General features: G+C 32.7%; 17 protein-coding genes and 1 pseudogene. 14 read left to right on the top strand and 4 right to left on the bottom strand.

The features are described 5' to 3' along the window. The 4 genes from MODO_RS15815 to MODO_RS15800 form a co-directional block, all read left to right on the top strand. Positions 1–1,158, top strand: a 1,158-nt coding sequence (locus tag MODO_RS15815) for a T9SS type B sorting domain-containing protein (protein WP_059051381.1), incomplete at its 5' end; no start/stop codon positions are given. 8 nt (positions 1,159–1,166) lie between these two features. Then, positions 1,167–2,099, top strand: coding sequence for a PorP/SprF family type IX secretion system membrane protein (locus MODO_RS15810; protein WP_006258685.1), 933 nt, complete (start codon positions 1,167–1,169; stop codon positions 2,097–2,099). A 25-nt stretch (positions 2,100–2,124) separates the two neighbouring features. Further along, positions 2,125–4,083, top strand: coding sequence for an OmpA family protein (locus tag MODO_RS15805; protein WP_006258802.1), 1,959 nt, complete (start codon positions 2,125–2,127; stop codon positions 4,081–4,083). Between the two features lie 869 nt (positions 4,084–4,952). Then, positions 4,953–5,384: an arginase family protein gene (locus MODO_RS15800; protein WP_341277517.1), complete on the top strand. Its 432-nt coding sequence runs from the start codon at positions 4,953–4,955 to the stop codon at positions 5,382–5,384. 13 nt (positions 5,385–5,397) lie between these two features. Here MODO_RS15800 and MODO_RS15795 read toward each other — a convergent pair whose 3' ends face one another. Next, positions 5,398–5,724, bottom strand: a complete 327-nt coding sequence (locus MODO_RS15795) for a type II toxin-antitoxin system RelE family toxin (protein ID WP_006258804.1) — start codon at positions 5,722–5,724, stop codon at positions 5,398–5,400. Next, on the bottom strand, positions 5,714–5,944 hold the full coding sequence (locus MODO_RS15790; protein ID WP_059051377.1) for a hypothetical protein: 231 nt from the start codon (positions 5,942–5,944) through the stop codon (positions 5,714–5,716). The genes MODO_RS15795 and MODO_RS15790 overlap by 11 nt, the downstream gene beginning before the upstream one ends. A gap of 365 nt (positions 5,945–6,309) precedes the next feature. Between MODO_RS15790 and aroB the strand changes: the two genes are divergently transcribed. From aroB to MODO_RS15745, 9 genes and pseudogenes are all read left to right on the top strand, one after another. Then, positions 6,310–7,377, top strand: a complete 1,068-nt coding sequence (aroB, locus tag MODO_RS15785; protein ID WP_006258806.1) for a 3-dehydroquinate synthase — start codon at positions 6,310–6,312, stop codon at positions 7,375–7,377. A 374-nt stretch (positions 7,378–7,751) separates the two neighbouring features. Beyond that, positions 7,752–9,149, top strand: coding sequence for a type III PLP-dependent enzyme domain-containing protein (locus MODO_RS15780; RefSeq protein ID WP_006258807.1), 1,398 nt, complete (start codon positions 7,752–7,754; stop codon positions 9,147–9,149). A gap of 39 nt (positions 9,150–9,188) precedes the next feature. Then, on the top strand, positions 9,189–10,163 hold the full coding sequence (locus MODO_RS15775; protein ID WP_006258808.1) for a deoxyhypusine synthase family protein: 975 nt from the start codon (positions 9,189–9,191) through the stop codon (positions 10,161–10,163). A gap of 94 nt (positions 10,164–10,257) precedes the next feature. Continuing rightward, a pseudogene (locus tag MODO_RS15770) lies at positions 10,258–10,551 on the top strand (hypothetical protein); the annotation flags it as partial. Between the two features lie 278 nt (positions 10,552–10,829). After that, entirely contained in the window at positions 10,830–11,924 is a 1,095-nt protein-coding gene (gene ychF / locus MODO_RS15765) for a redox-regulated ATPase YchF (protein ID WP_006265334.1), read from the top strand. 228 nt (positions 11,925–12,152) lie between these two features. Beyond that, positions 12,153–13,073 carry a YihY/virulence factor BrkB family protein gene (locus MODO_RS15760; protein WP_059051374.1) on the top strand — a complete coding sequence of 307 codons (921 nt, stop codon included), beginning with the start codon at positions 12,153–12,155 and terminating at the stop codon, positions 13,071–13,073. 76 nt (positions 13,074–13,149) lie between these two features. Next, the gene (locus MODO_RS15755; RefSeq protein WP_059051372.1) at positions 13,150–15,000 is read left to right on the top strand and encodes a DNA topoisomerase IV subunit B; all 1,851 of its coding nucleotides are present in this window, start codon (positions 13,150–13,152) and stop codon (positions 14,998–15,000) included. A 4-nt stretch (positions 15,001–15,004) separates the two neighbouring features. Beyond that, positions 15,005–17,647 (top strand): DNA gyrase/topoisomerase IV subunit A, encoded by a 2,643-nt coding sequence (locus MODO_RS15750; RefSeq protein WP_059051369.1) that lies wholly within the window; start codon positions 15,005–15,007, stop codon positions 17,645–17,647. A gap of 11 nt (positions 17,648–17,658) precedes the next feature. Beyond that, entirely contained in the window at positions 17,659–18,567 is a 909-nt protein-coding gene (locus MODO_RS15745; RefSeq protein ID WP_016649375.1) for a phospholipase A, read from the top strand. A 36-nt stretch (positions 18,568–18,603) separates the two neighbouring features. Here the strand turns inward: MODO_RS15745 and MODO_RS15740 are convergent, their stop codons facing one another. Further along, positions 18,604–19,470, bottom strand: coding sequence for a DMT family transporter (locus tag MODO_RS15740; RefSeq protein ID WP_059051367.1), 867 nt, complete (start codon positions 19,468–19,470; stop codon positions 18,604–18,606). A gap of 238 nt (positions 19,471–19,708) precedes the next feature. On the opposite strand from MODO_RS15740, the gene MODO_RS15735 reads away from it, so the two are divergent. Then, positions 19,709–20,578, top strand: a complete 870-nt coding sequence (locus MODO_RS15735) for a helix-turn-helix domain-containing protein (protein ID WP_006263614.1) — start codon at positions 19,709–19,711, stop codon at positions 20,576–20,578. Between the two features lie 59 nt (positions 20,579–20,637). On the opposite strand, the gene MODO_RS15730 is transcribed toward MODO_RS15735, so the two are convergent. After that, complete coding sequence (locus MODO_RS15730; RefSeq protein ID WP_006263613.1) at positions 20,638–21,681, bottom strand: o-succinylbenzoate synthase; 1,044 nt, start codon at positions 21,679–21,681, stop codon at positions 20,638–20,640.

Raw genomic sequence — 21,681 nt, 5'->3', positions numbered from 1 at the left:
ATGTCTACTATCTATGATTTTGACAATACAAAAGAAGGGTATGTAAAGAATGATGGAACGGTTTATTACTACAGCAACTTTAACAATGACAATATTTATGATCACAGCACTAACGCCAAAGGTTCTAAAGCTGTGTTCACTCCTTTTGAAGAAGCAAAAGGAGCTCAGCATATCACTGGAAGCCAACCTTCTAATTTCTTTGATGTAGTACTAGACAACTCTACTAAAGATATGGCCTTTGACCTAAAGAACGAGGCTAACGTAAGAGGTAGTGTAGACTTTAAAGATGGTATTATTAAGGTAGACTCACTAGCAGGGATGCTAACCTTCCACCAAGGAGCGAAAGCACTTAAGCCTACAGACAGAAGCCACGCAGAAGGATATGTAGAGAAGATAGGTAATGAGGAGTTCCAATATCCTAAAGGAGATAAAGGACTATACCGTTATGCTAGAATCACTGCTCCAGATCATGTAAAGGATGCGTATGAAGGAAAGTATAACTTAGATGATAAGAACTTCTTTAGAGCGCGTAGTGCTAAGTCAGGAGTGATTAACTTACTAGATGAGCGCGAGTACTGGACAGTAGATAAAGGAAGTGATAATAGTAAAGGAGACATCATGCTGACACTGAGTTGGGATGAGCGTACGACACCTAAAGAGTTATTAGTGAACCCAGAGAAAGAATTACACATCGTACGCTGGGATGCTAAGCAACAGCTTTGGGTAGACGAAGGAGGAGTAGTGGATGTGGAGAAAAAAGAGATCACAACACCTACTAGTGTGAAGGGGTACGGATTCTTTACATTAGCTACTGTGAATACAGACTTAATCTTAGACGGAGATATCGTTATTTACAACCTTGTTTCTCCTGATGGAGATGGTAAGAATGATTACTTCATCATAGATAATATCAACAGATTCCCTAATAATACAGTAGAGATTTATAACCGTTGGGGAGTTAAGGTATTTGATACGAAGAGTTATGACAGTGCAGGTAATGTGTTTAGAGGATACTCTGATGGACGTGTTACTGTAAATAAAGGTGAGAAATTACCTACAGGTACTTATTTCTACATCGTGAGTTATGAGTATAAAGACGCTAGCGGTTCGCGTATGATTAAGAAATCGGGTTACCTACATTTAGAAAGCAATAAGTAAGAGAATATATGAATATTCAACAAAACATAAAGAAAATCGGAATCAGCCTATTCGCCTTAGGCTGCTTTTCTCAAATGCAAGCTCAACAAGATCCACAGTATACACAGTATATGTATAATGCTAATATGATCAACCCTGCTTATGCAGGTAGTAGAGGAACACTGAACGTGTTTGGGATGTACAGAACACAGTGGGTAGGACTAGATGGAGCACCTAAGACAGCGAATGTATCTGTGTCTACACCTCTTGGAGAAAGTGGATTAGGACTAGGAGTGAACTTTACCAATGATCGACTAGGAGCGATGGATGAGAATAATATCTCTGTAGATTTAGCTTATGCTATTGACTTAAATGCTGATTATAAATTAGCATTCGGGTTAAAAGCGACTGCTAACCTATTAAGTGTTGATTATACCAAGCTTAATATCCACAATCCTACTGATCCTGTAAGCCAAGAGAATCTAAACAACAAGTTTAATCCAAATATTGGAGCAGGGGTTTATCTATACTCTGACAAAGCTTATGTAGGGTTATCAGTTCCGAACTTCTTGACTACAGATCGCTACGATGATAATGATATCACGACGATGCGTCAGAAGATGCACTTCTATTTAATGGGAGGATATGTATTCGATGTGAGTGAGAACTTATTATTTAAGCCAGCCGCTTTAGTTAAGGCAGTAAGTGGTGCACCATTACAAGTAGATTTGACAGCTAACTTTTTGATGTATGACAAGTTTACTTTAGGAGCGGCTTATCGTTGGGATGCTTCAGTGAGCGCCTTGGCAGGATTCCAGGTAAATGATAATTTATTTGTAGGATATTCTTATGACTTTGAGACTACTGCGCTTCAACGTTATAACTCAGGTTCACACGAGATCTTCTTAAGATTCGAATTATTTAACCGTCGTAGTACAATTAATGCTCCTCGTTTCTTCTAATAAAAGAGGACTTAAGAAAACAAGTATGAAAAAACAGCTATTGAAAATAAGCTTATTGACAATGTTGCTTTTCGTAGGTATTAGTACTTATGGACAGAAAGTAGCAGAGAAGAAAGCGAATAAGGAATATCAAACTCAGGCTTATGTAGATGCAATTAAGATTTATGAGCGCATCGCAAACAAGGGATATACTAATGCAGATATGCTAAAGAAGTTAGCCGATGCTTATTATTTTAATGGAAAGTTACCTGAGGCTAATAAGTGGTATGAAACACTATTTGATGGAGAGTATGGCGATAAAGGAAAAGAGCCAATTCCATCAGAATATTACTATCGTTATGCACAGACGCTTAAATCTGTTGAGAGTTATGACAAGTCTAAGCAAAAAATGGAGGAATTCTCTAAATTAGAGGCAAACGATTCTAGAGCACAACTTTTTCAAGAGAATAAGGATTACTTGCAAAAGATAGAAGACAAACAAGATTTGTATAATATAAAGGCTTTGAGTATTAATACAGAGTTTTCGGATTATGGAGCTGCTATATTAGGCAATGAATTAATTTTTACATCAGCTCGTAATCAAGAAGTAGATAAGGCTATTCATGAGTGGACTAATGAGAGTTTTACAGCCTTGTACAGTAGTACGATTAACGTTGATGGGACTTTCTCAGAGCCTAAGCAGTTCGCTAAAGAGATAAGTTCTAGAGTAAATGATGCAACAGCTGTCTTTACAAAGGATGGTAATACGATGTACTTTACTAGAAATAACTCTAGTGAAAAGGGAAAGAGAAGAAACAATAAGGACAAATCATCTTTATTAAAAATATATAAAGCCACTAAAGGCGCGGATGGCTTGTGGGGACAAGTATTGGAACTTCCGTTTAACTCGGATTATTTCAATACAGCCCATCCTAGTTTGACACCGGATGGTAAGTGGCTTTATTTTTCTTCAGACAGAAAAGGAACATTGGGGCAATCAGATATCTTTAGAGTAGCTATTTATCCTACAGGGGAGTATGGCAATGTAGAGAATATCGGTGCTAAAGTAAATACAGCAGGTAGAGAAACCTTTCCATTTATATCAGAGGACTACTTCTTGTTTTTTGCATCAGATGGTCATCCTGGATTAGGAGGATTAGATATGTTTGTAGCTAAGATTAATGTAGATGGAAGCATTGGTCAAGTTGCTAATATGGGAACGCCAATTAACAGTCCATCTGACGATTTCGGTTTGTATATAGACAGCAAATCTCACAAGGGATTTATAAGTTCTAATAGACCAGGGGCTAGTGGAGGAGATGATATCTATTTCTTTAAAGAAAAACCTTGTAAGCAAGCCCTTGAAGGAATAGTGTATGACAAGGTGACTAAAGAGCCATTAGTTAATGCTAGAGTGATTTTATCAGATGCTCTTTATCAGCAGACAGATACGATAATCACAGATGCAAAAGGATATTATCTGTCTAATTTATTAGATTGTGGAGGGAAATACCGTATTAAAGCTGAGAAAGAGGAGTATAATACAGTTGAAGTTGTATTTATCGTAGAACGTCAACAAGGAGTAAAACGAGTAGATATCGGACTAGAGAAGACTTTAGAACCAGTGACAGTAAACGATGACTTATTTAAGAAGCTTAAGCTAAATCCTATTTACTTCGACTTTGACAAATCTAATATTCGCCCAGATGCAGCGGCAGAGCTAATCAAAGTAGTAGAGGTATTAAAAGAATACCCAACGATGAAGATAGATGTTCGCTCACATACTGACAGTAGAGGAAATGATGACTACAACCTTAAGTTATCAGATCGCAGAGCTAAGTCTACAGTAGAGTGGATGGTGAATCAAGGCATTGAGAGAAGTAGAATTACAGGAGAAGGATATGGAGAGACACAGCTACAGAATAAGTGTAGCAATGGAGTGCCATGTTCTGTAGAGGAACATCAGTTAAATAGACGTAGCGAGTTTATAATTATCGAACTCTAGACTTTTTAAAATATCAATTTTTGAATACGTAGTTTAATAAAACAACAAATCAATTTTTTTTTTCGACCGATCCCCACTGTTGGATCTAAAACAACAGTATTAGCCTAAGAAGCTCCCTGTGAAGGGAGCTTTTTTATTTAATAAACTATTATCAAAAAATTAAAATACATCAAGTGTATATTATGGTTATAATGATTAAGGAAAAATAATATACATCTAAAGAATTAGGAAATAAACTTTAGGACATGAAATAGAACATGTTTTTGTTAGTATATCTGTGAAGAGAATCTCTAAAAAATCAAACATATTTATCAATAAAGATCCAAGGAAGCCTACATATTAGTTTTAATTAGGTATGCCTAGTAAAATTAATAGGCCATAATTATCTCATTGTGAGAATATTGCAACCACTATAAATTCTAAAAACAGGACAAATCACAGTTGTTAAAAATATTAACATTTAGGCTTTTTTTAGCGTATCTAAGCACGTGGTAAAGCTAGTGACAGCAAGGCTTTCGGAAAGGTTGTTTGGACGTTGTTCGGAAGTTCTTTGCAAAGTGTTCGGAAAAAGGGTGTGTTTTCCGAACACCTTCCGAACAAACCACAACGGAGACCGCATGAATACTCGATTCGCAGTGAATTTACGATGTTAAAAAACTTGTTAAAATTTTAAAGTTGAGATTTTGAAAGCTGTGATTTGTGCTTTCTTTTTGGTGAGATGTACCAGACTTTGAATAGAAGAATATTCTCAATAATAGCCATTGAGTCAAAGCCTTTACTGTAGGCAAAGGTAGTAAAAAAACAGATAGGACAAAAGAGGGTGTAGGAGGTAGAATTGGTATTATACTGGTCATGAACGTCTTACTAATATTCAAAACAACAAGCCTTATATTGAAGAAAAATACGTGTTTTGTGTTGGGAATAGAGAGTATGACGAAGAATATGAAAAGCCTATAAAAGAGTCTAAGGTTGTTTATTATCCTTTGTCTAAATTAAGAAATTATGGTATAAAGAGAGTTGTGTCAGATTTTTTGATGCGCGCTGAAGAGTATGATTTAGACGGGTACTTTATTCATTTAGATGTGGATGTCCTAAACGATAAGATAATGCCTGTGGTAGACTGTATACAAGAAGACGGGTTGATCTATAGGGAGTTAAAAGAAATACTTAAACCTTTGGTTCAGGATAAAAGATGTGTGGGATTGGAGATCGCGATACTTGATCCAGACTTAGATCCTTTAGGTGTTTATACTAATGAGTTTATTGAGAATGTAAGAGATATTATAGAAACGTTTCTTTAAGAAAGGGGGGCTGTTATTTTATTAGTTTAAGTAACTCTTTAATCTCACTATCACTTATTGAGTCGTATTCACTTTTGTCATAAATAGAAAGCAAATAGATATTATCATTTTCGATTACAAGATGTGTAATAACTCTAGCTCCGCCACTTTTACCTTTACCTTTAGACTTTATAGCTATGCGTACTTTATAACAATTATTAGCTATTGCAGTTCCGAGCATGGGATTTTGTTGTAATTCTTCAATTAAAAGAGAAAGATCTTCTTTCAATGAATGGTATTTCTTTCCAAGCTTTTTAGCTTCTTTTAGAAACTTAGGAGTTGCTATAATATTATAACTCATCCAATAAATCTTTGGTAGAGATCCCTTTAAGTTTTCCCTCTTTTATTAAATTAAGTTCTGTTACAGCTTGTTTTAAATTTGTTTTAATATCTTCTTTTGAATCTGTGTCCTCAGTATTTTGTTTTGTAATTTTTATTTTTAAAGCCTTAGCAAAAGCCTTAAGAGCTTTAGCTTCTTCAGGTGTAGAAGGCTCTACGATATATACATCATTAGTTATCATGGCTTAATGTTTTAAAAATTATACTATTAGTTATTTATGTGAATTCTTTTAAGAAGAAAAGTCACTAACGGATCTTTAATTTTGACTCAACTATTTTTATAGTAAAAAATCAAATTTATAATATTAAATATACAGACAAAATTACAAATTTGGCTGTAAAAAAACTAATTTATCATTTGCCTCTATCCTTATTAATATCTAGAAATAAATACTATACATTTTAAGTGATTTTAAAAAAAATAGTATTTATAATAGCTTTAAAACACAAGCATTTTCTTGCTCTACTATTAAATCGTTAAAAAAACATATTAGCACTCATATTTCAAATATTTATACTTTATTTTGTATAGCATAAATAATATAAAATGGAAAACATAACAACAGAGCATTACGATATTTTATTCGGACAAGAAGGATACGAACATTTAGGTTCATATTTAAATAACAATGGCTATAGTAAGCTTTTTATCTTGACGGATTCTAATTGTTATGAACACTGTTTGCCTTATTTTTTAAGTAACTTGCCTACAGATGTGCCCTTCGAAATAATAGAGGTAGAAGCAGGTGAGGAGAATAAAGTATTAGATACTTGTGCTGGTGTGATCCAGACTATGTTAGAACTAGGAGGAGATCGCAAGAGTATCATTATCACTGTAGGAGGTGGGGTGATTACAGATATGGGAGGTTTTATCGCTTCTATATTTATGCGTGGAATAGACTTTATCAACATTCCTACTTCATTATTAGCCATGGTAGATGCTTCTGTGGGAGGAAAGACTGGAGTGGACTTAAATGGTATCAAGAACTGTATAGGTGCATTCGCTATGCCTAAGATGCTGATCATCGATGTAAATTACTTAGAAACTTTAGAGGCTAGACAAATTAAGGCTGGATATGCTGAAATGTTAAAGCACGGCTTGATATTTGATGCCAAATATTATGCGTATCTTAAGGATATTGCGAATGTTGATTTTAATGATTTAGAAACGCTTATTCATCATTCAGTAACCATTAAGAATACTGTGGTGACACAGGATCCAAAGGAACATGGTCTTCGCAAGATTTTAAACTTTGGACATACGGTAGGTCATGCCGTAGAGAGTTATTACTTAATGAATGAAGATAAAGAGACGTTACTTCATGGAGAAGCTGTTGCACTAGGTATGGTAGCGGAGGCTTATATTTCTAAAGAATTGGGCTATTTAACAGAGGTAGAATATTTAGATATAAAAGAAACTACACACACTATATATGGCGTTGTAGAACTGTCAAGTGAAGACATCGAAAACTCGTTAGAGTGGTTGAAGTTTGATAAAAAGAACTACGGTGGTAATATACGTTGTGTATTATTAGATAAAATAGGCTCTGCTATCTATGATATAGAAGTGAGCAAAGAGTTAGTAGTAAAGGGGTTAGAGGCTTATTTGAATTAAGGTTCAAAAACAATTACTTTTTCCTTTTTCATTCCAATATTTTGTTACATTTGCGGTCGTGAAAATAGATGTTTTATATATTAGATTCTGTGTGTCTGCAAGACACAAAGTAAGGCGTTTTGTCATCAGACAAAAGGCCAATTATGTATATGGCATTATCAAGTATTCTAAGGAGGCTCTTAATTCGTTTAGATTCAGAGATAAGTTGCCAATAGTATTTGCCAATATTCGAGTTTGAAAATCAATGTAGTTTAATTTTGATTGTTTTTATGAAGGCATAACTATCTAGTCCGATAATAATTGACTAATTTAGATGCAAGACAATCAAGTTAATTGAGAAAGAATTTTTTTAACCATTATTAAAAGAAAAAGACATGAACACAAAATATGTTGACTTAATCAACCAAACTTTTTATTTTCCTCAAGAAGAATTCAAATTAAACAAAGATAATCTTCAATTTCACAATATTGATTTAATGGGGTTAGTTGAAAAATACGGAACACCATTAAAATTCACTTACTTACCTAAAATCTCTGAGAACATTAGCAATGTAAAGACTATCTTTAGAAAAGCGATGGAAAAGAATAAGTACAAAGCAAACTATTACTACTGCTACTGTACTAAAAGTTCTCACTTCTCTTATGTACTTAATGAAGCATTCAAGAATGATATCCACGTAGAGACATCTTCTGCTTTTGACGTAAACATTGTAGAGAATTTATTAGAGACTGGTAAGATCAACAAAGATACATTCGTATTATGTAACGGATTTAAACGTGCGCAATACATTGATAATATCGCAAATCTAATCAATAATAAACACGAGAATACTATTCCTATTATTGATAACTATGAGGAGCTTGATCTATTACAAGAACAAATCAACAAGAAGTTTAAAATCGGTATTCGTATTGCTTCTGAGGAATCTCCAAAGTTTGAATTTTATACTTCACGTTTAGGAATAGGGTACAAGAGTATCTTACCATTCTACAGAAAACAAATTGCTGAGAATCCTAAGGTAGAGCTTAAGATGCTTCACTTCTTCATTAATACAGGTATTAGAGATACTGCGTATTACTGGAATGAATTAGTAAAATGTTTGAAAGTTTATATCACTTTAAAGAAAGAATGTCCTACATTAGATAGTTTAAATATCGGAGGAGGATTCCCTATTAAAGATTCATTAGCTTTTGAATTTGATTACCAATATATGGTAGATGAAATCATCAATCAAATCAAGATAGTATGTGAGGAAGCTGAAGTGGATGTACCTAATATCTTTACAGAATTCGGTTCATATACTGTAGGTGAGAGTGGAGGAGCTATCTATGAAATCTTATACCAAAAGCAACAAAATGATAGAGAGAAATGGAATATGATCGACTCATCATTCATTACTACTCTACCAGATTCTTGGGCTATCAATAAACGTTTTATCATGTTACCTATCAATAGATGGAATGATACTTATGAGCGTATATTGTTAGGAGGATTGACTTGTGATAGTGATGATTACTATAACTCAGAGCAAAACTTAAACGCAATCTATTTGCCTAAGTTTAATAAAGAAAAACCTTTGTATATTGGGTTCTTTAATACAGGTGCTTATCAAGATCAGATCGGAGGATTTGGAGGTATTCACCACTGCTTAATTCCACAACCAAAACATATCTTAATAGATAAGGATGAGAATGGAATTATTGCTACAGAGTTATTCTCTGAACAACAGACTGCAGAGCAAGTATTAGATATCTTAGGATATAACAAATAAGAATTAAAAGAAATTATTAATATAAAAAGTAAAAATAAAATGAGTAAAGGACCAATTAGTCAGTTTATTGAGCATAACTATAGACACTTTAACGCTGCTGCGTTAGTGGATGCTGCAAAAGGATATGAAGCACACTTAGACGCTGGAGGAAAAATGTTAATCTCTATGGGTGGTGCGATGAGTACTGCTGAGTTAGGAATTTCTTTAGCAGAGATGATTCGTCAAGATAAAGTACAAATCATTTCTTGTACAGGAGCTAACTTAGAAGAGGACGTGATGAACTTGGTTGCTCACTCTCACTACAAAAGAGTACCAAATTATAGAGATTTGACTCCAGAGCAAGAGAGAGAGTTATTAGATAACCACTATAACCGTGTAACTGACACTTGTATTCCAGAAGAGGAAGCATTCCGTCGTTTACAAAAACACTTAGAAGACGTATGGCATGCAGCTGAAGCTGAAGGAAAACGTTATTTCCCACACGAATTCTTATACCAAATCGTTAACTCAGGTGTATTAGAGCAATACTACGAGATTGATCCTAAAGATTCTTGGATTGTTGCAGCAGCAGAGAAGAATATTCCAATCGTATGTCCAGGATGGGAAGATTCAACTTGTGGTAACATCTTTACTTCAAACGTAATCAAAGGAAAATTAAATGTACACACTGTAAAAACAGGTATCGAGTACATGATCTACTTAACAGAGTGGTATAGAGCTAACTCAGGAGGACACGGAGTAGGATTCTTCCAAATCGGAGGAGGTATCTCTGGAGATTTCCCTATCTGTGTAGTTCCAATGATGTACCAAGACTTAGAGTGGGAAGATGTACCTTTCTGGTCATACTTCTGCCAAATCTCTGATTCTACTACATCTTACGGATCATATTCAGGAGCAGTTCCTAACGAAAAAATTACATGGGGTAAATTAGATATCGACACACCTAAATTCATTGTTGAGTCAGATGCTACGATTGTTGCGCCATTAATTTTTGCATATATTCTTGGTAATTAATTTTTAATTTTTCGCAGTAAATAAATGTGATATTTTATTTGTAGTTTACAATTTAGCTATTACATTTGAAACTGAAATAAAGCAAGAACAAAGAATGAAAAGAGTAATTGTTGATTACGCAAAGTTAACGAACGAAATTTTGACATTATTGGTTGAAAAATTTCCTGACGGGTATGATGATGCAGACATTATACGTTTTAAAAACGTAAAAAACGAAACTGTAGAAGCAGTGGAAGTTAGAACTGAGGATACTATATACCTGGTAAAAGTAAGTACTAAGTTAGCAGATAGAATTGAAAACTTCGATGAGGATGAAGAGGATTTCGTAGAAGCTCCAGAAGATTCATTAGATGCACTAAAAGACTTAGAAATTGCTGACGATGAAGATTAACAAAATAATCTAAATATAGAAAAGCCACTCCTAGCGAGTGGCTTTTTTATTGTACTATATCCACTTTTCAATTTAGTTTAAAAACATCAATAATCTATGATCTAAAAGATGTTTTTGTTTATGATTATCTAAAGCTTTCTATTCTTATAACTTTTATTACTCTAAATATGTTGTATTTGGGTTTTAATTTTATGTAAACTTCCCTAAAGACTATGAACTTCTATAATTTTCAATATATTTGCAAACGATTAAAAATTCACAATATATTTTAAAATATGAAAGCAGGTATAGTAGGATTGCCAAATGTAGGTAAATCAACATTATTCAATTGTTTATCTAATGCAAAGGCGCAGAGTGCTAACTTCCCATTTTGTACAATAGAACCGAATATTGGGGTTGTGAATGTACCAGATCCAAGGTTGTCTAAATTAGAAGAGTTAGTAGTACCAGAACGTGTATTACCTGCTACTGTTGAGATTGTAGATATTGCTGGGTTAGTAAAAGGAGCAAGTAAAGGAGAAGGTTTAGGAAACCAATTCTTAGGAAATATTAGAGAGTGTAATGCTATTATTCACGTTTTACGTTGTTTTGACAATGATAATATCATTCACGTAGATGGGAATGTAAATCCTATCAGAGATAAAGAAACTATCGATATCGAATTACAGTTAAAAGATCTTGAAACTGTAGAAAAGAGATTAGAGAAAGTTAAAAAAGCGGCTAAGACTGGAAATAAAGAAGCTCAAGTAGAAGCTGATTTATTAGAAAGAATTAGAGTAACGCTATTAGAAGGTAAATCTGCTCGTGTAGTAGAGCCTAAAAATGTAGATGAGGAAGAGTTATTAGAAGACTTCCAATTAATCACTACAAAACCTGTATTATACGTATGTAATGTAGATGAGGGAGCTGCTGTATCAGGAAATGATTATGTAGTAAAAGTAAAAGAGCTAGTAAAAGACGAAAACGCAGAAGTAATCGTATTAGCTGTAGGAACTGAGGCTGACATTATGGAACTAGAGACTTTCGAAGAAAGACAAATGTTCTTAGAAGACTTAGGATTAGACGAGCCAGGTGTATCTAAATTAATTCGTTCAGCTTATAAATTATTAAACTTACAAACATACTTCACAGCTGGAGTAAAAGAAGTAAGAGCTTGGACTATTAAAGTTGGAGATACTGCTCCTAAAGCAGCTGGAGTAATCCACAGTGACTTCGAAAAAGGATTTATCCGTGCAGAAGTAATAGGATATGATGATTATGTAACTTATGGTTCTGAAGCTAAAGTAAAAGAAGCTGGAAAACTAAGAGTAGAAGGAAAAGAATATATCGTAAAGGATGGAGATGTAATGCACTTCCGTTTTAACGTGTAATCTATCAAATAGGAAAGAAAAAAGAGAAGCTAATTAGCTTCTCTTTTTTTTGCTAATATTTTTAGTAAAAGTAAATTAGGAATTGTTAAAATTTTATAGAATTTTGTAGTAGCAATAAGGTAATTAGTCTTATTGTTACATTTGACTTTAAAATCAGTGGTTTAGAAGTTAAATAGTCTTTAAGTTTAAAAAATATTAGTATCTTAATCTATTAATAATAGTCTAACTATGCAGAAGAGTGGTTTTAAAAAAGTAATCTTATTGTTTAAACAATCCGTATTTGACTTCTTAGATGATAATGCTATGAAGTTTAGTGCAGCATTGTCTTATTATACCATTTTTGCTTTACCTCCCTTAATGTTATTGATTATATCTGCTAGTGGATTTATTTTTGAGGAACAAGAGGTAGCTAACTTCTTTTATGATCAATTAAGAGATCTAGTAGGTCCCAATACAACAACTGAGATACAGAATGCAATGAGTAATGTTCAGCTAAATAGAAAAAGTGGTTATATCACTACTATTATTGGTGTAGGTATTTTATTATTTAGTGCTTCAGGGGTTTTTGCAGAGATACAGAGCTCTATAAACTATATCTGGGGCTTAGCAGCCAAACCAAATAAAAGTGTCACTAGATTGGTTAAAAACAGATTGCTATCTTTTGCTATGATAGGATCAGTAGGATTTGTCTTATTAGTGAGTCTAATGATCAATTCAATTGTAAGTCTTCTGTATAGTTATTTAGGTAATTTCTTTGGCGAAGAGACACTTAGTTTAGTAAAATTACTTAATAATGCGGTGGTCTTTTTAATAATAACTATTCTATTTGTGCTTATCTTCATGACTTTACCTAATGGTAAGTTGAGATGGAAAGATGCCTTTATAGGAGCAGGTTTTACAGCTGTATTATTTATGATAGGAAAGTTCGGAATAGGTTGGTATTTAGGTAATACAGCCTCATCATCACTTTATGGAGCAGCTGGTTCTGTGACAGTTATGTTGATATGGGTATACTATTCGGCGATGATCCTCTATTTCGGTGCTGAGTTTACAAAAAATTATGCTATCTTATATGGCAGAAAAATAGTACCAGGGCCTTATTCCATTGAGATAGAGAAGAATGTTATCAAAAAGTCATCAGAGGATTAAATCCTAAAAAACTGTTATTTCACAATTTTTATTTTAAGCTAATTAGTAGTAAATTAGCGCAAATTCCTACGTTTTTATGCAAGATCAAAATCAATATACCGAAGATAATATTCGTTCGTTAGACTGGAAGGAACATATTCGTATGCGTCCTGGTATGTATATCGGAAAATTAGGAGATGGTTCTTCTCCTGATGATGGTATCTACATTCTAATTAAAGAGGTTATAGACAACAGTATAGATGAATTCGTGATGGGGACAGGTAAGACTATTGAGGTTACACTCAAAGATAAGCTTGTCACTGTACGTGATTACGGACGTGGTATTCCCTTAGGTAAAGTAGTAGATGTAGTATCTAAAATGAACACTGGGGGTAAATATGATTCTAAGGCATTTAAGAAATCAGTAGGTCTAAACGGGGTCGGTACCAAAGCAGTAAACGCTTTATCAAACTACTTCCGCGTAGAGTCTGTACGTGATGGACAACTAAAAGGAGCTGAATTCTCTGCTGGAGATTTAGTAACAGAAGAGAAATTAGTAGAAACTACGAGACGTAAAGGAACTAAAGTTTCTTTCATAGCTGATGAAGCCATCTTTAAGAACTATAAATACCGTAAAGAGTACATAGAGCGTATGCTAAAGAACTACTGTTATCTTAATAAAGGATTGACAGTAATGTTTAATGGCGAAAAATTCTTTTCTGAAAATGGGCTTAAAGACCTTCTTTTAGAAAATATTACTGAAGAAGATCAAGTATATCCGATTATTCACTTATCAGGTGATGATATCGAGGTAGCATTAACACATAGTAGAAGTCAATATTCTGAGGAATATTACTCTTTCGTAAACGGGCAGAACACTACTCAAGGAGGAACTCACTTAGCTGCATTTAGAGAGGCGTTAGTAAGAACACTTAAAGAGTTTTATAATAAAAACTTCGATGCTTCAGATATTAGAAAGTCTATCGTAGCCGCAGTAGCTGTAAAAGTAGAAGAGCCAGTATTTGAATCTCAAACTAAGACAAAGCTAGGATCTACTGATATGGGACCAGATCTACCTACAGTACGTACTTTTGTCAATGATTTTGTGAAGACACAGTTAGATAACTATTTACACAAAAATCCGGAGATAGCAGATGCGCTATTAAAGAAAATACTACAAGCAGAAAAAGAGCGCAAAGAGTTATCTGGTATAAGAAAGATAGCTAAAGAACGCGCTAAAAAAGCTAGTTTACACAATAGAAAACTAAGAGACTGTAGAGTACACTTAACAGATATAAAGAATCCATTGTATTTAGACAGTACTTTGTTTATTACAGAGGGAGACTCTGCTTCTGGTTCTATTACCAAATCAAGAAATGTTAATACACAGGCTGTATTTAGTTTAAGAGGTAAGCCTCTAAACTCTTATGGAATGACGAAGAAAATCGTGTATGAAAATGAAGAGTTTAACTTACTACAGGCAGCATTAGATATAGAAGATGACTTTGAGAACTTAAGATATAACAATATCGTGATAGCTACTGATGCCGATGTGGATGGTATGCATATTCGATTGTTATTAATTACATTCTTTTTACAGTTCTTCCCAGAATTAATTAAAGAAGGGCATTTATACATCTTACAGACACCTTTATTTAGGGTGAGAAATAAGAAAGAAACTATTTACTGTTATAGTGAAGAAGAACGTATAAATGCTATTGAGAAATTAAAACCTAAACCGGAGATCACTCGATTCAAAGGGTTAGGAGAGATTTCTCCTGATGAATTTCAGTATTTTATAGGGGAAGATATACGATTAGATCCTGTAATGTTAGATAAGTCAATGTCTATAGATAAAATGTTAGAGTTCTATATGGGTAAAAATACTCCAGATAGACAAGAATTTATCATAGATAATCTTAAAGTAGAACTTGATGTTGTAGAATAATATTATGAGCCAAGAAGAGAATTTAGATCAAGAGTTAAACAATATAAATAATGAGCATCCTATAGAAGATTTTTCTGATGTTCAAGAAGAAGTAACGGAGACTATCACTAAGGTAACTGGTATGTACAAGGATTGGTTCCTTGACTATGCTTCTTATGTTATCTTGGAACGTGCTGTACCTGCTATAGAAGACGGTTTTAAACCTGTTCAGAGACGTATTATGCACTCTATGAAAGAGTTGGATGATGGTCGTTATAACAAGGTAGCTAATATCGTAGGACATACTATGCAGTACCACCCTCACGGTGACGCGAGTATTGGTGATGCCTTGGTTCAGATAGGACAGAAGGATCTTCTTATTGATATGCAAGGTAACTGGGGTAATATCCTAACAGGGGATGGTGCGGCAGCTTCTCGTTATATTGAGGCACGTTTGAGCAAGTTCGCTTTAGAGGTATTATATTCTCCTAAAATAACAAACTGGCAGGCATCATACGATGGTAGAAAGAATGAACCTATTAATCTACCTGTAAAATTCCCTTTATTATTGGCTCAAGGAGGTGAAGGTATTGCAGTAGGTCTATCTACAAAAATACTACCACACAACTTTAATGAGTTGATAGATGCATCTATTAAAATCTTAAAAGGAAAACCTTTTACTATTTACCCAGATTTCCCAACAGAAGGAATTGCTGATGTGTCTAATTATAATGATGGTGCTCGTGGGGGGCGTGTTCGTGTACGTGCTAAAATTGCACCCTTAGATAAAAATACTTTAATTATTACGGAGATTCCTTTTTCTACTACTACTACGAGTTTAATAGATAGTATTTTAAAAGCGAATGAGAAGGGTAAAATTAAGATTAAGAAAATAGAAGACAATACTGCGGCTCAAGTTGAAATATTAATTCACTTACCTGCAGGAACTTCTCCAGATAAAACAATAGATGCATTATATGCTTTTACAGCATGTGAGACATCTATAGCACCATTAGGTTGTGTTATCCAGAATAATAAACCTTTATTTACAGGAGTATCAGAGATGCTTAAGAATTCTACTCATCAGACAGTAGAGCTATTGAGAAGAGAATTAGAGATAGAGCTTAATGAGTTAGAAGAGAAGTGGCACTTCCTTTCTCTTGAAAGAATCTTTATTGAGAATCGTATTTACCGTGCGATTGAGGAAGAAGAAACTTGGGAAGGGGTAATAACAGCTATTGATGAAGGATTAAAGCCTTTTGTTGTTAACCTAAAACGTGCTATCACTCAAGAAGATATCATTAGATTAACAGAGATACGTATTAAGCGTATTTCTCGTTTTGATATTGATAAAGCAAATCAAAATATCGAAGCTCTTGAAGGTGAAATAGAAGCTGTAAAATACAACTTAGAACACTTAATAGATTTCGCTATAAAATACTTTACTACTCTTAAAGAGAAATATGGTAAAGGTAAAGAGCGTCTTACAGAATTAAGAAGCTTTGATACCATTGAGGCAACTAAAGTAGTTCTTAGAAATACTAAGCTTTATGTAAATAGAGAGGAAGGTTTCTTTGGTACTGGTCTTCGAAAAGATGAGTATGTATGTGACTGTTCTGATATAGATGATGTTATTGTATTCTTAAGAGATGGATCTATGATGGTGTCTCGAGTAGACGAGAAGAAATTCGTTGGAAAGGATATTATACACATAGCTGTTTGGGATAAAAATGATAAGCGTACTATCTATAATTTGATTTATAGAGATGGTAAATCAGGATCTTCTTATATCAAACGTTTTAATGTAACAGGAGTAACTCGTGACAAGATGTATCCTCTGACACAAGATAAACCTGGTTCACAAGTACTTTATTTCTCTGCAAATCCCAATGGAGAAGCAGAAGTAGTTACTATCTTATTAAGACAGTTGACTAATGTTAAGAAGCTTAAGTTTGATTTAGACTTTGCAGAATTATTAATTAAAGGAAGAGCTGCAAAAGGTAACGTGGTTACTAAATATGCAATTAAAAAGATAGAATTAAAAGAGAAAGGTATATCTACGTTACGTCCTCGCAAAATATGGTTTGATGAAACTGTTAAAAGATTAAATGTAGATGGTAGAGGAGAGTTACTAGGTGAATTTAAGCCTGAAGACCGTTTATTGATTATAAATCAGAGTGGTAAAGTGAAAACTATTATTCCTGAACTAACAACTCACTTTGAGGAAGATATGATAGTTCTTGAAAAATGGAAAGAAAACAAACCTATTTCTGCTTTATATTTTGATGGAGAAAAAGCTCGTTACTACTTAAAACGCTTTATTATTGAAAACGAAAATAGAGAAGAGTTATTTATTACAGAGCACCCTAACTCAAGATTAGAAATAATATCAACTGACTTTAGACCTGTGTTTGAAGTTGTATTCTCTAAAGTAAAAGGGATACAAAAAGAAAACCAAACAATTGATGTAGAACAATTTATAACTATTAAAGGAATTAAGGCTTTAGGTAATCAAGTTTCTATAGATAAGATAAAACAAGTTAATATTCTAGAGTCTTTACCTTATATTGAAGAGGAAGAAGAAGAGGAGGAGGAAGAGGAAATTATTTTAGGAGAAGGTCCAAATACTGAAGTAGATGATGATGGACAACAAACATTACTTTTTTAAATAATTTTCTTATGAATTATAAAGTTATTATTGCTAGTTTATGCTTCTTACAGATAGGGTTTGCTCAAGAAGGAGATGATCTTTTATTTGAAAAAGATAGAAGAGTCAAAGGGATTAGTGAAAGATGGGAGTTAGACCCTGAGACTAAAAATAAAACATTTACCATCACTCCTTATAAGCAGATGTATTTATTACCTGCTAGATGGTCTAGTCGTCCTAATGAAATGCCTACTAGTTTTAATAGTAATAATTCAGCTACAGAGCCAATAGATTATAACAAAACAGAGATAAGATTTCAGATCAGCTTTAAAACCAAAATCGCTACTGGTTTAATTTTAGGAAAGGGAGATATTTGGTTAGGTTTTACCCAAACAGCTAATTGGCAAGCTTATAATGATAAAGAATCGAGACCTTTTAGAGAGTTAAATTACGAACCTGAGATTATATTTAACTATCCTTTAAATTACGCTATTAACGAGTTTAAGTTTAAAATGGTAGGTGTAGGGTTTAATCATCAATCTAATGGTAAGAGTTTACCTTATTCTAGAAGTTGGAATAGAATCACGATGCATGTAGCTGCTGAATATAAGAATTGGACCTTTCTTGCTAAACCGTGGATTAGATTACCTGAAAAAAGAAAGTCAGATGATAATCCAAAAATATCAGATTATATAGGAAGGGCTGAATTCACTATAGGTTATAGAGAAAAGAATGGGCAGCTATTTACTTTAATGCTTAGAAATAATTTAAAGTTTAATAATCATTATAAGAGCTTTGCTGAATTTACGTGGGCATATCCAATAAAGAATAATCTAAAAGCATTTTTAGTTGTTAATAGAGGATATGGAGAAACAATGATAGATTATAATTGGAAACAAACCAATATAGGATTAGGGATTTCCCTTATTGAATGGTTATAAAAAAGGAGGAAAACATTTAACTGTTTTCCTCCTTTTTTAGTTGAGCTGACTATAAATCAGTAATGCTATTGAAACAACAGCTAATGATAGCCCAATAATATTAAGCTTAGATAACTTTTCTTTAAAAGCAAAATATCCTATAAGCGTACCTAAAAGAATAACTCCATAATTCATTCCTGCAAAGACTACAGTCGGATTATCAGAAAAAGCTTTATGTGCATTTAAGTAGAAGTAGATATTCATAAAGTTTAATAAACCTACTAAGCTTCCAAATAGTAAAGTCCTTGTACTTACTTTAAAATTAATTCTTTTAATAAGTAAGTAAGCACTATAAGAAATTAAAGAAAGAATTAGAGAACAAGAAAATATGTAAAATAGAGTAGAAGTGTAGGGTATTGAACTATATAAGGCGACTTGCTTAAAACATACATCTATTACTCCAAAACCAATAAAAACAAAAAGTAAATAAAAATAATTGTTTTTGCTCTTTACTTCATTATTATCGTTTTTATTTAAGATGAAACCTATAGAAATAAAGCCTATTAATAAGGCAAGATATTTTAAATTAGAAATATTTTCTTTAAAAATAAATACAGATGCTAATATTGGAATAAATAGGGACATTCTTTGAGCAATATCCGTTTTAATAATACCTGTATTTTTAATACTAAAATATTGTACTAGAAATATAGTTGGCAACAAAATTCCCAAGCCCACAATAAGAAATATTGGAAATTCAATAATAGATACAGTTGAGGGTTTAAAAATGAAGAATGATAGAAGTACTGTAGTAATATAGTTTAAGATAATTATCTGAAATATATTAGTTTTTTCTTTTTTTAAAAGCTTAAACAGAACTCCAACAGAAATACTACTTAAAATACTAAGTATAAGATAGAGCATTAGATGTAATTTATAATTGATACAAATATACTTTATAATAACTTAGAATAGGAAGTAGTATTAACATTAAAATAATCTATTTTACATAATATGTATTATACAAATACAGTATCTAATATAGATATAACTAATAGCTAAGTATATCTAATTGTTCTTATATTGTTTAAAATTTATTAATTTTGTACAAAATATTATAGTATATTTAATATTTTAAGTTTTGATAACTTTTATAAGTAATATGAAAAAGATACCTAGATATAATAGTTGTGATCTATTAGACCAAAATAATGTTTTAAAAGATTGTGTGATTTTTGACTTGCATCGAATTATTCAAATGAGGAATAATGTTGTTTCAATTGCACACCAACATGCTTTTTATCAAATACTACTTATAACCAATGGTACAGGAATTCATCATATAGATAATCGAACTTATTCTGTAACTAAAGGTGATATTTTCTTTTTGGCTCCAGGGCAAGTTCACAGATGGGATTTTAATGAAACAACTCAAGGGTTTATTATTAATTTTACAGCAGACTTCTTTTCATCCTTTCTATTAAATAAAGATTTTATTCAGTTATTACCTTTTTTTGAGTATAACTCTGAACATACTAAACTTAACATCTTAAAGCAATACTCAACTATAGTTAACATATTTGACAAAATAACTTTTGAATTTCAAATAAAAGAAAGTATAGATCTTAATCTAATTCGCATATACATCCTTGAATTATTGCTTCTAATAAAGAAGCAAGTAAACGAAGAATACAATTTTTCATATACACAGTTACAGCCTACTAACCTTATAAAACAATTTGAACACTTAGTTGAGAAAAACTTCTATGAACTCAGGTTCCCTAAAGAATATGCTAAGCTATTATACGTTACTCCTAACTATCTAAATGCGATATGTCAAAAGATTAAAGGGCAGTCTGCAGGCGAAATTATAAGAAGTCGTATTTTATTAGAAAGTAAAAGACTATTAGTTAATACTAACCTATCTGCTGGAGAAATAGCATATAAACTAAGTTTTAAGGACAATTCCTATTTCTCAAGATTTTTCAAAAAATATGTAGGAGTATCACCTGATGAATACAGAAAATCATAATAGCTTAAAAATGAACAAAAAAACAGCGACAAATATATTTGTTGCTGTTTTTTTGTTTTTTAATTATCTAAGATTGAATGATCCCATTGAATTTGATCATCATACCACAATGCCCCATTTTTAACTACTAATGGAGCGTTTATATTATTTATATAAAGTGATCCTGTTCCTAGTCCTTGAGGCATATTAGACTCAAGTGTATAAGTCCATTGAGCTATAGCATTAAGACCGATATTACTTTCTAATGCAGAAGTTATCCACCAACCAATATTTCTTTCTTTAGCTAATTTTATCCATTCAAGACTACCTTTAAACCCTCCTACTAGACTTGGCTTTAAGATAATGTATTGAGGCATAATTTTATCTAAAAGAGCTGCCTTATCAGTATAACTAGTAACGCCTATTAATTCTTCATCTAAAGCTATAGGAAGCGGAGTTATTTTACATAACTCTTCCATTTGATATTCTTGATGTTGTTTTATAGGTTGCTCTATACTGTGAAGATTTAATGTACTTAACTGTTCTAGTTTAAATAGAGCCTCTTCAGGATGAAAGCCTCCATTAGCATCTACTCTTAACTCTATTTGTTCTGCAGAGAAATGTTTTCTTATATACTGAAGTAAACCAAGCTCTTTATCAAAATCAATAGCGCCAATCTTTAACTTAACACAATTAAAGCCTTCTTTTAGTTTTTCATCTATCTGTTCTTTCATGAAGGCCTCCTCTCCCATCCATACTAAACCATTAATGGCTATAGCATCTTTATGCTCTGTAAAATCAGAAGGAAATAAGATAAAAGGATTCTTACTTTCTAAAGAAAGAAAAGCTTGTTCTACACCAAACTGTATAGACGGCCAGTCTCTTAGTTCTTCCCAAAGTTTCTCCTTACCTAAGTGAATGTTTTTTACTGTCCACTGTAGCTTTTCTTCATAATCAGGTCTATCATCAAAACTAAGAGAGCGCAGTATACCGCACTCTCCTATTCCTATCTTATTATTATCTTCTAATATAATATACCAAGTTTCTTTCTCTGTAAGAATTCCTCTAGAGGTACCAGAAGGTCTCTTGAATATTAAATTATGTCTTTTATATCTAGCAATCAT

The organism is Myroides odoratimimus (assembly GCF_001485415.1).
Classification (GTDB): domain Bacteria; phylum Bacteroidota; class Bacteroidia; order Flavobacteriales; family Flavobacteriaceae; genus Flavobacterium; species Flavobacterium odoratimimum.
Note: the sequence above shows the minus strand (reverse complement) of the source record. Positions and strands in the feature narration are given on the sequence as shown.

Bases quoted from the DNA above. Each gene is read 5' to 3' on its own strand.
- MODO_RS15810 (WP_006258685.1), top strand. From the start codon at position 1,167: ATGAATATTCAACAAAACATAAAGAAAATCGGAATCAGCCTATTCGCC.
- MODO_RS15805 (WP_006258802.1), top strand. From the start codon at position 2,125: ATGAAAAAACAGCTATTGAAAATAAGCTTATTGACAATGTTGCTTTTC.
- MODO_RS15795 (WP_006258804.1), bottom strand. From the start codon at position 5,724: ATGAGTTATAATATTATAGCAACTCCTAAGTTTCTAAAAGAAGCTAAA.
- MODO_RS15790 (WP_059051377.1), bottom strand. From the start codon at position 5,944: ATGATAACTAATGATGTATATATCGTAGAGCCTTCTACACCTGAAGAA.
- aroB (WP_006258806.1), top strand. From the start codon at position 6,310: ATGGAAAACATAACAACAGAGCATTACGATATTTTATTCGGACAAGAA.
- MODO_RS15780 (WP_006258807.1), top strand. From the start codon at position 7,752: ATGAACACAAAATATGTTGACTTAATCAACCAAACTTTTTATTTTCCT.
- MODO_RS15775 (WP_006258808.1), top strand. From the start codon at position 9,189: ATGAGTAAAGGACCAATTAGTCAGTTTATTGAGCATAACTATAGACAC.
- ychF (WP_006265334.1), top strand. From the start codon at position 10,830: ATGAAAGCAGGTATAGTAGGATTGCCAAATGTAGGTAAATCAACATTA.
- MODO_RS15760 (WP_059051374.1), top strand. From the start codon at position 12,153: ATGCAGAAGAGTGGTTTTAAAAAAGTAATCTTATTGTTTAAACAATCC.
- MODO_RS15755 (WP_059051372.1), top strand. From the start codon at position 13,150: ATGCAAGATCAAAATCAATATACCGAAGATAATATTCGTTCGTTAGAC.
- MODO_RS15750 (WP_059051369.1), top strand. From the start codon at position 15,005: ATGAGCCAAGAAGAGAATTTAGATCAAGAGTTAAACAATATAAATAAT.
- MODO_RS15745 (WP_016649375.1), top strand. From the start codon at position 17,659: ATGAATTATAAAGTTATTATTGCTAGTTTATGCTTCTTACAGATAGGG.
- MODO_RS15740 (WP_059051367.1), bottom strand. From the start codon at position 19,470: ATGCTCTATCTTATACTTAGTATTTTAAGTAGTATTTCTGTTGGAGTT.
- MODO_RS15735 (WP_006263614.1), top strand. From the start codon at position 19,709: ATGAAAAAGATACCTAGATATAATAGTTGTGATCTATTAGACCAAAAT.
- MODO_RS15730 (WP_006263613.1), bottom strand. From the start codon at position 21,681: ATGATTGCTAGATATAAAAGACATAATTTAATATTCAAGAGACCTTCT.